At 40.0% G+C, this 12,090-nt stretch carries 12 protein-coding genes; 5 read left to right on the top strand and 7 right to left on the bottom strand.

The features are described 5' to 3' along the window. Positions 1-185: 185 nt before the first annotated feature. From J8L97_RS16490 to J8L97_RS16475, 4 genes are all read left to right on the top strand, one after another. Positions 186-743, top strand: a complete 558-nt coding sequence (locus tag J8L97_RS16490) for an elongation factor P hydroxylase (RefSeq protein WP_210996728.1) — start codon at positions 186-188, stop codon at positions 741-743. After that, positions 733-1,860, top strand: coding sequence for an ATP-NAD kinase family protein (locus J8L97_RS16485; protein ID WP_211051348.1), 1,128 nt, complete (start codon positions 733-735; stop codon positions 1,858-1,860). Before J8L97_RS16490 ends, J8L97_RS16485 begins: the two co-directional genes overlap by 11 nt. Positions 1,861-1,868: 8 nt before the next feature. After that, positions 1,869-2,144: a YfcL family protein gene (locus J8L97_RS16480; RefSeq protein ID WP_192508042.1), complete on the top strand. Its 276-nt coding sequence runs from the start codon at positions 1,869-1,871 to the stop codon at positions 2,142-2,144. Positions 2,145-2,246: 102 nt separating this feature from the next. After that, entirely contained in the window at positions 2,247-3,332 is a 1,086-nt protein-coding gene (locus J8L97_RS16475) for an energy transducer TonB (RefSeq protein ID WP_210996725.1), read from the top strand. Between the two features lie 59 nt (positions 3,333-3,391). On the opposite strand, the gene J8L97_RS16470 is transcribed toward J8L97_RS16475, so the two are convergent. From J8L97_RS16470 to J8L97_RS16460, 3 genes are all read right to left on the bottom strand, one after another. Then, positions 3,392-4,558, bottom strand: coding sequence for an NRAMP family divalent metal transporter (locus tag J8L97_RS16470; protein WP_211051422.1), 1,167 nt, complete (start codon positions 4,556-4,558; stop codon positions 3,392-3,394). Between the two features lie 260 nt (positions 4,559-4,818). Continuing rightward, the gene (locus J8L97_RS16465; RefSeq protein ID WP_211051335.1) at positions 4,819-6,330 is read right to left on the bottom strand and encodes a response regulator; all 1,512 of its coding nucleotides are present in this window, start codon (positions 6,328-6,330) and stop codon (positions 4,819-4,821) included. Between the two features lie 345 nt (positions 6,331-6,675). Next, positions 6,676-7,521 (bottom strand): HDOD domain-containing protein, encoded by an 846-nt coding sequence (locus tag J8L97_RS16460; RefSeq protein WP_211051334.1) that lies wholly within the window; start codon positions 7,519-7,521, stop codon positions 6,676-6,678. A 195-nt stretch (positions 7,522-7,716) separates the two neighbouring features. On the opposite strand from J8L97_RS16460, the gene J8L97_RS16455 reads away from it, so the two are divergent. Continuing rightward, positions 7,717-9,264: an AbgT family transporter gene (locus J8L97_RS16455; RefSeq protein ID WP_192508038.1), complete on the top strand. Its 1,548-nt coding sequence runs from the start codon at positions 7,717-7,719 to the stop codon at positions 9,262-9,264. Positions 9,265-9,527: 263 nt separating this feature from the next. On the opposite strand, the gene J8L97_RS16450 is transcribed toward J8L97_RS16455, so the two are convergent. The 4 genes from J8L97_RS16450 to J8L97_RS16435 all read right to left on the bottom strand — a co-directional run. After that, a complete protein-coding gene (locus J8L97_RS16450; protein ID WP_211051332.1) occupies positions 9,528-10,469 on the bottom strand; it encodes a sensor histidine kinase in 942 nt (313 codons plus the stop codon). After that, on the bottom strand, positions 10,469-10,867 hold the full coding sequence (locus J8L97_RS16445) for a hypothetical protein (RefSeq protein WP_211051329.1): 399 nt from the start codon (positions 10,865-10,867) through the stop codon (positions 10,469-10,471). Before J8L97_RS16445 ends, J8L97_RS16450 begins: the two co-directional genes overlap by 1 nt. A gap of 31 nt (positions 10,868-10,898) precedes the next feature. Next, the gene (locus J8L97_RS24095) at positions 10,899-11,036 is read right to left on the bottom strand and encodes a hypothetical protein (RefSeq protein ID WP_211051327.1); all 138 of its coding nucleotides are present in this window, start codon (positions 11,034-11,036) and stop codon (positions 10,899-10,901) included. After that, positions 11,011-12,090 (bottom strand): FIST signal transduction protein (locus tag J8L97_RS16435; protein ID WP_211051323.1); only part of this gene is annotated, 1,080 nt, incomplete at its 5' end. The genes J8L97_RS24095 and J8L97_RS16435, both read right to left, overlap by 26 nt.

Raw genomic sequence — 12,090 nt, 5'->3', positions numbered from 1 at the left:
GTTCCGTTTTTGGGGGCTGATAGTTTATGAATTAACACAGATTAGTTATGCAAATAGCCAATCAAATGGGGAGTGTTAGTCCCTGTTTTATTTGTTTTGAATTAGGCCTTGTTTTTTACATTAGCAGCAAAAAATCGTACAATACGGCGATTGTCTCACCCCTCTAACTTGGAACTATTACTACTTTGACACACCAGATCCACGATCTAATTCGTATATTCGACGAGAGCTTTTATCAAACGTATAACAGTAAGCTCATAAAAGGTCAGCATGAACCCGTTTATATCCCCGCAAGTATTGAAACCCCGTTTCATCAGATTGTGTTTGCACATGGTTTTTATGCCAGTGCATTACATGAAATTGCGCATTGGTTAGTTGCAGGAGAGCATCGCCGGTTGTTAGAAGATTATGGCTATTGGTATTGCCCTGATGGTCGAAATAAAGCGCAGCAGTTAGAGTTTGAAAGTGTCGAAGTGAAGCCTCAGGCAATTGAATGGGCATTAAGTATTGCTGCCGGTTTTACGTTTAATGTATCGATTGATAACTTAAATGGGGCACAAACATGCCGTTTTAGTTTTCAAACACGCGTACACAAGCAAGTTCTGCGCTTGGTTGAAGATGGTTTTAGTGAACGAACTGAGATATTACTAAAATCCCTAAGTGAATTTTACAGTACACCTTGGCCACTTACGGCCGAGCAGTTTGAATGGCAGTGTCCAGAGGAGTTCTTAGATGCAGTTTAAACTTGGTTTGATTATTAACCCAGTAGCAGGCTTAGGCGGCAGTGTTGCGCTCAAAGGTAGTGATGGTGCAGATACAGCTGAACATGCACTGGCGTTGGGCGCTGAGCCGAAAGCCAATTTGCGTACACGTCAAGCATTGGAATTGTTAGTTCCATATATTGCGGAGCTAAAAATTTACGCGGTCAATGGCGACATGGGTGAGTTATGTGCAAAAGCATTAGGTTTTGAAACACAGGTCGTGTTTTCTACAGGTGCTAAGACCTGCCCACAAGATACTGAAGCTGCAGCTAAAGAAATGCTAGCGCAAGGTGTTGATATGATTTTATTTGCTGGCGGAGACGGAACAGCAAGAAATATTTGTGCTGCTGTCGGTGAGCAACTACCAGTCTTGGGGGTTCCCGCTGGATGTAAGATACATTCGGGGGTTTATGCCATTACCCCAAAAGCAGCCGGTCGAGTAGTGGAGATGTTGATTAATGGTGATTTGGTTACATTAGGTGAAGCGAATGTGATGGACATTGATGAGGTTGCCTTTCGACAAGGAACAGTGAAAGCAAAGCGTTATGGAGAAATGCAGGTACCTTCAGAGGTTCGTTACGTGCAAAGTGTGAAGAATGGCGGTAAAGAAACTGACGAGTTAGTACTTGCAGATTTATCTGCTTATGTGATCAGTGAAATGGACGAAGACGAGCAATATATAATGGGCTCAGGGTCGACTGTTGCGGCTATTATGGAAGAATTAGGGCTAGATAATACATTGCTTGGTGTTGATTTGATCAAAGATCATACCCTGTTAGGGCAAGATATGACGGCAGCTCAACTTTATGATAGTGCCGGTTTGTGCCCGACTAAATTAGTGATTACGTTGATTGGCGGTCAAGGTCATATTTTTGGACGAGGTAATCAACAGTTGAGCCCAGATTTAATACGCAAAGTAGGGCGTGAGAATATAATCATTGTGGCAACAAAGACTAAGTTACAAGCGCTGAACGGGCGTCCATTAATTGCAGACACAGGTGATCAAGCGTTAGATAACGAATTAAGTGGTTATATTAAAGTGATCACAGGGTACAATGATCACGTGATGTATGCTGTAGGCCACCAAGATTTAAATTAGGAGAAGTCATGTCATTTCAAGATTATGTAGAAACTGCCCAACAATTTTTTGATGATTTAGTTGATAAAGCCAGTGATGATGAATTATTTGCGGGCGGTTATTTACGTGGTCATTTTGATCTTGCGGTTGGATATGCTCAGGTAGAGGGCGAAGCACTTAGCTCGACAGAGTTAAATGATAACGTTGAGAAAAGTTTAGTTAAAGCTTATCGCAATGGAGAGTTGACCGACGAAGATAAGGCCCATGTTGTGTCCATATGGGAGCAAGTTAAAGCGTTAAGCTAGTTAAAATACGCTATACTTAAACCGTGCTCAGCACGGTTTTTTTATGCCTGAAGGTTATGATATTAATAATCAGGTAATTATAAAATTATATATGGATATAATATGAACTATATAAAACATGGAACTCTCGCGACATTATTGTTACTTAGCGCTAATATTCACGCTAGTGCAGATACACAGAAAGAATTTAAACAAGTCTACCAAGCCTATCAGCAAGCCGTCGCGCACAAAGATGATACTCAGAAGCAATTACTTGCTGAACAAGCCTATCAACTGGGACAAGAAATATATGGCGCTGGGCATCAAAATACACTGAATTTAGCCGCGAATTATGCCGAGGCCATGCCTAGTAAAATGGCAGAAGAAAGAGTCGCTCTTTATAAGAAAATAGTTACAGGGACACAGAAGTTATATGGTGAAGCCAGCCAACAGTTAATTGACCCGTTGATATCACTCACCGAAGCTACGGTGCAGTTAGGACGCCGAAGCTCCGGCTCTGAATTTATTGATAGTGCCATTGCAATAGCGCAAAAAAAGCAAGATTTATTACTTGAGTCGAAGATTAATTTTGAAGCAGCGAAAATATTCTTTGAAGAGCAAAAACATTATCGAAAAGCTAAGCGATACTTAGAACGCACAGATGAACTTAACAGTGCGCACTTGCCTGCTAACGCTTTACATCGGCTTGAAGTAGATATGTGGGTAGCAGCCTATGAAACTGGACGCAAGCGTCATAATGAAGCGATAGAACGGTTGAATAATATTGTTAATGTGTTTGATGAAAATCTAGATTTTGAACACCCAATGGAGCTCTTTGCACACTCTAGGCTCGTGGCAGCTTATGAGCGTGTTGGAAATAGTGAGGCGGCAACCAAGCATTGTGTGGCCATCGCAAAAATGCGGCCTTGGAACAATAACATTGAGCAGACCCCACTTTACAGGCAAGCACCTATTTACCCACGAAGAGCAGCTGAATTTGCTCGGGAAGGGTTCGTACAATTGGAGTTTACAGTGACGCCAAGTGGATTTGTTGAGGATATTTTAGTTTTGAATCCAGATGAGAGTATTGGATTTCAAAAGCCGTCAATTAAGGCATTGAAACAGTGGCGATATGCCCCTAAATTTGTTGACGGCAAAGCTGTGCCGGCAAAGTCTACCGTACAAATCGACTTTCGTTTAAACGATTAGCAGTAAAAGTTAAGTTGTATGAGTAACACAGTGCACGTGTATGTTACTCATACCTATGCTTAAAAGCGCCAGTATACAAATAAGAGAGCAAACCCAAATAAATAAGCTATACCTACCCATGTGAGCACTTTTAACATACCAGTTGGCGGCTTTTTGATGCTCGTTACCAGGCTGTAATTAAACCATGCAAATAATGGGGTGGTAACAAATGCCAAAGTCATTGCAAACGTGAGCATTTCTTTGAGGTTCGCTTTGAAAAATAACACAACCGCCATCCCTAAACTTGCCTGTAATAATATCAGTGCTGTAAGACTATTTTTTGGGGGATCTTTACGAATTAATGACAATGCGTCATTTAATGTTCTGGCGTACCCATCAAGTACGGTAAGTGTTGTGCCAAACATACATAGGAATGCAATAGCAGACACTAAACTTCGTGCCCACTCACCGATAGTGAGTGTGTACATATCTATTAACTGTTTGCTAAAAGCGACACCCGCTAGTTCTATTTTACTGGTACTACCAAATTGCACGAGTACACCCAGCGCGAAAAAAACAATTGCCAAAAAGGCGGTAAGCCCATAGCCTAAATTGAAGTCGAACATGCCTTGGCGGTAGCTCAACTGCATATTTCTACATTTTGCTTTGATCCAAAGTGAGTTAATCGCTGATATTTCTATAGGTGCGGGCATCCACCCCATTAGCACAACCAAAAAACCTAACATGGCTAATTGGTACGGTTCAGGCATTACCTCAGGAGCTGGATGGGCACTCCCTTGCAATATGGCAATTGCCAATGCCGATAAAGTCGCGAGTGTTAACACACTCATGATCCATTTACTGGCTTTATCTAGTACCTTGTAATGGCCAAAGAGTAAGATGATTAGGCACACAGTCAGTATTGCAAAACATAAAGTAGTGACACTAGCCTGAATGGGGAGGGCGTAATGTAGTAAGCTTGCTGTTAGTAACAACACACCCGCGGTATTTACGATCGCGGCAATCACATTGAGTCCAGTAAATGCAATAAATATGGCAATACCTTGTTGTTTATAGCCGTGAATAACACTGTTTTGAGTATGCAGCGTATATTCAACACCAAAGCGAAAAAACGGGTATTTTAATAAGTTCACAGCAACAATAAGCCACAATAATTGCCAACCAAATAATGCACCAGCTTGCGTTGCTGCGACAAGATGCGAGCCACCGATTGCGGCGGTGGCCATGAGTATTCCTGGTCCAAGAGAGTTAAACTTGTTTTGGATATTTGCAAGCACGAATACATCCTTTTTATATGATATAAAAATTATAATGGTTATGTTTTTGGTTACTGCGATATTCAAGATAATAGTACGAACAGTATCTACCCAATAGGTGAGACTGACATCTATTTGAGTATATTAACCTGTGTAAACCTTTATATAAACAGTAATTTTACATAAGGTAGGACTGCAAGCGAGGTGAAGTGAGGGAGTAAATGTATCCATTACGCGGTGACTGTATCCATTTGCGTTTGGTAAAAGTGGTCAGTGATACCACTTAAGTGTATACATTCTTCTAAACGAGATTTAATTTCATTGCTATTAACTCCAGCGTTGAGCGCATGGCCATAAATTTTAACGGCATTTTTGTATTCACCTGAAGCATAAACGCGTTGTCCTAGTTTTTCATAAGCACGGGCGCGCGAGGAACTATCGTGATACATGTGTTCAAATATGATCTTATGCATTAACCCTGCTAATACGTGTTGGCAATTTTTAAGTTGTCGGTTGATCAATTGATGTGCAGTGTAAATACACTCAAATGCATCTTGGTGTTCACCTAAGTGGTGATACAAGTATGCTTGTAAAATGATTTGAATAGGATCATCACTACCGTGTTGTGCCAATTGATACAATTTTCCCTTTGCGACAGAATTGTTGCCATCAAGGGTCATCAGCGCCACCATAAGCGTACTAAATTCTGTTGGTTGGGTGGCTTGCATTGTTTTTTGTACACCAATAAGACTTTGTTTAGCATTACTGATATGGATATCTGTTTGCTCAAAAAGCGCCGATAAAATCATCGTCCTTGCGCGTAGGCAAGCTATGAAGTTTTGATAGTCAATATTATCGCTACGTATTGTTTGTGTTCGATTAAATAGGTTTTCAAGCGCATTGGTCTCATTGTTTGCATGCAATGTCATGAGGCTCAAACGTAACATCATAGGCGACATTTTATCCAGCTCAAATGCTAGAACCTGTTCCGTTGCGATGTCACGCTTACCAGTTTGCCACGACAAATAAATCTGCCAATAAAATACGCGAACGGGATATACCTTTTGAATGAGTGGTGAAGCTAAGAACTGCTTACATTTATCAAGCTCTTTGAGTTCATAATTTACATGAAATAAGCTCCAACTGGCCCAATGGATGTGTTTTTTTGCAAGTGGCACTAGCAGTTTTTTAGCGATGCTATATTGCCCTAGTTGTTGTAGCAAATTAACAAGCAGTTGATTTCTAGATTTTTTTAAATAGTTTGGATAATTTCGATTTCTTAAGTTTTTTAAATGTAATAGTGCGCGTTTATAGTGCTTTTGGCTAATAAAGTGATAGGCGGTTTTAAATTCAGTGATTTGTAAAACATGTAGCTTCAATTGCTCTGAAATTTGAGCAGTGTTGAAAGGGCGTATGAGCATTTGTGTACTATGAAAGGGGTATTCACACGTATAATCAAACGATGTATTTTCTGGAGCTAAGTATATAAGTCGAGTCGTTGGTAGTAATTTGTCAGCAAAAATAAGATCACTGATCATGTCATAGTGGTTATGTAATTGGTCGATATTATGGTCAAGAAATAGCATGTCGAATTGCTGAGTTTCTACCTCATCGACAAATTGTTGCGGATGATTGAAGGTAAATACATTGAATACCCCTAAGCTTTGAAGCATTTTTGAGAGAATTTCAACGTTTGTTTTATTTTCATCAATAATCGCAATATTTAAATTGACCAGTTGCAATTTGAAACTCTCTCTATCGTATTTTTAGGGGTTAGAAAACATTCAATATGTTTATGCTGCATTGTATTTTTAATTATATAAATCATAGGTTTGAATTATTAATTCACAGTTTGAAGCGCACATGGAATGATTAATCCAAAGCAAACGCCATCTAGAACCGTCATTATTAATTTGGAACGATTTATATGCTATTAATGGCTAAATATCAAGAGGGTATTTTCATTTATTTACATTTAATTAAAGTTATAGACGTGGAGAGTGCTAGAAAATTTAGTGCTTATAATCAGATCATAAAACTCGTACACAACACGGTATCGATGGCGCTGGTAGCTTTGGCTAACGAGTCTATTCAATAAAGTAATCTTGTACATCATCTCTAATATCTTGGTAATCATCTTCTTCAAGATCGAGCACTTTTAAAACAGAAACTTTCACATGATGCCAATCCGGATTAGGCACGAATCGTTTATTGACATGTACTAAGTCTTCAGCCATTTTGAGTGCAGCCATACACAGTTTTTCATCATTTGGATGCTTCTCTGAAAAATAGTGTACATCGTGGTGACGTAAGATTAGCTGGCAGATATTTTTTGGTAAGTTCCAACTGTTTGCTAAATAATAACCAATAACGGCGTGGTTAGTATGAAAAAAGGATTCTTCATGGAAGACGAGGTTTTGATCATAATTTTCATTTGCTGTTGCTAATACATCCACATAATTTGAGTATTTCATTGCCATAGCAGGTATACCCGCGTCGTGAAATAGACCCAGCATATGTAAGTTTTCGACAGGCACTTTTGATTTTATTTTTTTACCAATCAGGATCGCAACGTCCGCAATTTCAGTTGCAGTGTCCCAAAATCGCTCAAGTTTAATACAGCACTTGTTTTGATCAAAGGCTTGCTTTATCAAGAATCCGGTAACCAATTGGGTAATGCTATCCAGCCCTAAAAACATCACCGCTTGTCGAATATCAGTAATGGTTCTAGACATCCCATAACTACTCGAATTGATAACTTTTAATACAGCAGCAGAGGTCGCTATGTCGGTTGCGATCAAGCTAGCTATTTGGCATAAATCAGGTTCATCTTCCTTTAGACTGTCTTGTAGCTGGCTGAGTAATTCGGGCTTAGGTGGTAAGTTAAACCCGCTTTTAATATCTTTAAGAACTGAATCATCAATGTCAATCATGGGTATATCCTTACGAGGCTTAAATACAAGAATAGTTCAAAGTGAAAGAATTGAAGACGATTAGACTAAAAAAACATCTCAAAGGTGCTATCTGGCGGTATATTACATTATTAGTCCCAATTTAGGGCGCAAATTATTGCGAGTTAATAGTAAATTGCGTTAAGGTTAACCAATTTTGCTATTTAGAGATGAAAGATGACGCAACAAACAAGTGCAGCGGCACCTTCAGGGGTGATCACGCGGTTTTTGAACTCAATAGAACGAGTCGGCAATAAGTTACCTGATCCAGCGATTATATTTTTAATTGCGATGATACTAATTTGGTTTTTATCTTGGTTATTTTCAGGCACAAGCTTTGATGCGATAGACCCAAGAACAGGACAAGCGATTGTTGTAAATAACTTACTTAGTGGGGATGCATTAGCTGGCTTTTTGTCTTCTATGGTTAAAACATTCACTGGGTTTGCACCATTAGGTGTTGTACTTGTTGCGATGTTAGGGGTTGGTGTTGCTGAGCACTCGGGTTATATCAATGCGGGCTTAAAGTTGATGTTAAAAAGAACGCCTCAGGCGTTATTAACGCCATCCATTATATTAATTGCAATCGTTAGTCATACGGCTACTGATGCAGGTTATGTTTTGGTGATCCCTATCGCAGGGGTTATCTATTATGCGATGGGTCGACACCCACTGGCTGGTATTGCAGCAGCTTTTGCTGGGGTTAGCGGTGGCTTTAGCGCAAACTTTATTCCTTCTGGTATTGATCCATTACTGCAAAGCTTTACGCAAAGCGCCGCACATATTATTGATCCAACTATGTCGATTAACCCATTAAACAATTGGTTCTTCACGTCGGCATCAAGTCTTTTTATTATTTTACTGGGTTGGTATATCACCGATAAAATTATTGAGCCGCGTCTAAAAGACACTCAGATAGACGGCGATACTGAAAACTTACCAGCCTTTGATGAAGTGACAGGAAAGGAACGTACAGCCTTTTATGTGGCATCTTCAGTGATGATTGCGGGACTTGCGCTACTCGCATATGCATCAAGTGGCGAAGAATCAGCATTACGCAGCCCTAATGGTTCATTAACTGATTTTAGTGCCCCCCTTATGCAGTCTATCGTCCCGCTGATCTTTTTACTGTTTTGGATCCCTGGTGCCATATTCGGTTTCATGGTTGGGACATTTAAAAGCTCGAAAGATATGATAGATGCAATGAGCAAAGCAATGGGTAGTATGGCCTATTATATTGTAATGGCATTTTTCTGTGCTTTGTTTATCGCTGCATTTAGTCAATCAAACTTGGGCGCATTATTGGCAATTGAAGGTGCTCAAGTATTAAAAGCAATGGCATTGCCAAGCTCAGTGACCGTGGTAGGCATTATCTTCTTAACCGCTTTTGTTAACCTTTTCGTTGGTTCAAGCTCAGCTAAATGGGCCTTGTTAGGGCCCATTTTTGTGCCAATGTTAATGCAATTAGGTATTTCTCCTGATTTAACACAAGCGGCCTATCGCGTCGGTGATTCTAGTTCGAATATTATTACACCTTTGATGCCATACTTTCCGTTAGTTGTGGTGTATTGTCAGAAGTATGTTAAAGGGACTGGAATTGGAACGCTGATTGCGATGATGTTACCGTACTCAATCGCATTTTTAATCGGTTGGAGTTTATTTTTGCTTGCATATTGGGGACTGGGTTTTCCACTTGGTTTGCAGTCAAGCTATACATACCCATAGTTGATAAACACGATATCGCGCACACTTTACTTACAGTGTGGCATTTAAAAAAACGCCTTAATTAGGCGTTTTTTTATGTGTGTACTCATACCAATACTCTTGACTATAAGCGTTATTTTATAAGCTGAAATCTGTACGTATTACGTCAATTAATTTTGTAGAAAAAAAGCCAACCCCAATACTTCCTTTTGGCTGTGTGTTTTTTTGTGTAAAAATAGATCTTATATTTAGTGGCATGGATTCAATAGACCAGCTTTGCCTATTCAGGTCGGTGGAAGCGATAAAACAGGAAGTGCAATAGTAAATTTACTTCCTTGATTTACTTTACTTTTAACATGTATCTCTCCTTGGTGTTTTTTCACAATAGCATGTGAAATAGAGAGTCCTAAGCCGGTGCCTTGACCAACTTCTTTGGTGGTATAAAAAGGGTCAAAGATTTGGTTAATTTTAGAGGGCGCAATACCCATACCGTTGTCTTGCACTTCTATAAAAATGGTATTGTTTTTAGCGTAACTACGAATCATTATTTTGCCGTGACCATGCATACTTTGTACTGCATTAAGTAACAAATTTAAGTACACTTGACTTAGCTCACTGTTGATGCAGTAACTGTCGGGAATATCAGCGTGATACTCTGAAATGACACAATTATATTTTAATTGATTTTCAAGCATTTTTAGAGTGAGGCTAAATCCTTCGCAAACATTATTTAACTGCCAGTTACTGTCATTGGCTTGGCAGTAGGTTTTTAATGACTTTACAATGTGGCTCACCCGTTCGACACCTTCCCTACAATCATTAAAGAGTTCATTGAAATCACTTTCAAGAAAGTCACATGGATAGGTTTCTGCCATTAATGTAAAGAGACGCTGATTGCTAGGTGCAAGCTGTTTATTGAGATTCTGATGGAATAAATACAAGTTTTTGACTTGCGTTTGCATGAGTTGCAAGTTACTGCCAATGAAGCTAATAGGGTTATTGATCTCGTGTGCTATTCCAGCGGCTAACTGCCCCAAAGAAGCCATTTTTTCTTGACGTAGTAGATTGCCTTGTACGCGTTCAGACTCGACACGTAACTGTTGTGCTTCTAGTTCTATAAAGCGCTTTTCTACTTGATCGAGTGTTTGCTCTATAAGTCCGGTGATCCGGTTGATTGCTTGGGCATCTTTTCGTAAATAAGCACCTTTATTTATATCAAAAAGCATCAATAAGCAGACCGAGCTTTTATAGCTGAATGATGCAATGAGTGCGCTGTGATGGCTTTTGCAGGCCCCGTCAACACTGATTTTAAGAGTGGATCGACAATGATGTTTTGCTGCATAGCTACATTGTTGCTTGTGGCTGCCACATTAAGTGTACCCGGCATGGCTGGTGTGAGTAACAGGGCTGTGTCGAAAGGCGTTTGTTTTTTAAGTGTAGAGAACACGGATTGATATATTTGCTCAACTGTAGATGCTTGTAAAGAGGCGCTCATGCCCTCTAATAAAACGAGAGACTCTGCTTGTTGTGCGTGTGAAACTTCGACTGCTCGCTCTAATCTTGCCACTTTTTCAAGTAATCGTTCATTGTCTTCGATAAGTTGCTGATGTTCGCTGTTAATCATGTGTGACACCAAATACGAGAGCAGAAATCATTCAATTTCCATGTCGAGATTGGCCATCTAAAAAGCAACCTTGTTCACCAAAGGTATAGACTCCTGCGACAGGTACATTGTTAAAATCTTGGCAAATGTTCTTAGTAACTTGTTCAAATTGAGACTTGACGCTGAGCATGCAGCCAGCACAATAAATAAGCATGCACCCTGACAAAAGCGGGGTTATCAAGTGTGTGCTGCGCATTATGAATCACTTGGTGTGCTCTGCGGAGCAAACTGTCGGTTGAGCCATGCATAATATGGAGAACATCGCCTTCATCTAAGCTGGAGAATAACGATAGAGTGCCATTTGAGTGGACATTTTCAGGGTGACTCAGTAAATACTCATCTTTACTAACTTCTCGGCCTATTGGATGAAAGGAAGTCAGACCTAGAATGTTACCTCCCTTAAGACTTTGCGAAATGGTACCATTTGTTAATTGATTATACCGTATTGCTGCGGGCGTATTATCGAGTGTAGCAACATTTCTACCAGAAGCTTGTGTGACTTTGGTTGTGAGACCAGATGGAGCGTAACCAGAAGAGAATGAAAACGAAACGGCCACCGAAGGCGTTAGACTCGCGATGGCCATGCTACAGGGAGTCGCTGTGTGATGTGTGTAGACTTGCCATTGACCAGAGACATCGTTATCTGATGCTGATCCTCCGATAATAAGGACTCGTTGCCCGATAGCTGCTTGTATTCCAGCTATGGCCTGCTCTTCATCTCCTGGCGAGAGGGTGATCCAAAGTAACTCAGGTGATTCACTGAAGGTGTTTTTGAGTAGTTGGTTAGTGGCACTTTGCGCTGTGTCAAATGTAGATAAGTTATTTCGTTTACCTGGGCTGACAAAATAACAGCCTGATGGGTCGTTGATGCTAATTAGTGTGAGCGTAGCAAAAGCGTGATTATAGTATTCATTGTGGCAAAAGCTCCCTTGGCATGAGCTGCTTAGAATGAATTGTGTATTCTCAAACTGCGCTGATAGCCATTGCCAAATTGCTCCAGCGTTTAATTGCACATCAAAATAAATAATTAAAAATGTGGCGTTATGTGCGTGATTAAGCTGTGCCTCAATCTCATTGAGCGCATGCGGTGTATCAGTGCTATTTGAGGAGTAACAATTAAATTTAAACAAAGGCATTCCCCAGTAATTTAAACCTGTATTATTTAGCGGCTTATTTAATATAGA

The organism is Pseudoalteromonas sp. MMG012, from assembly GCF_018100875.1.
GTDB lineage: Bacteria > Pseudomonadota > Gammaproteobacteria > Enterobacterales > Alteromonadaceae > Pseudoalteromonas > Pseudoalteromonas aurantia.
The sequence above is the reverse complement of the archived record's forward strand: the minus strand, read 5'-3'. Positions and strand labels throughout refer to the sequence as shown.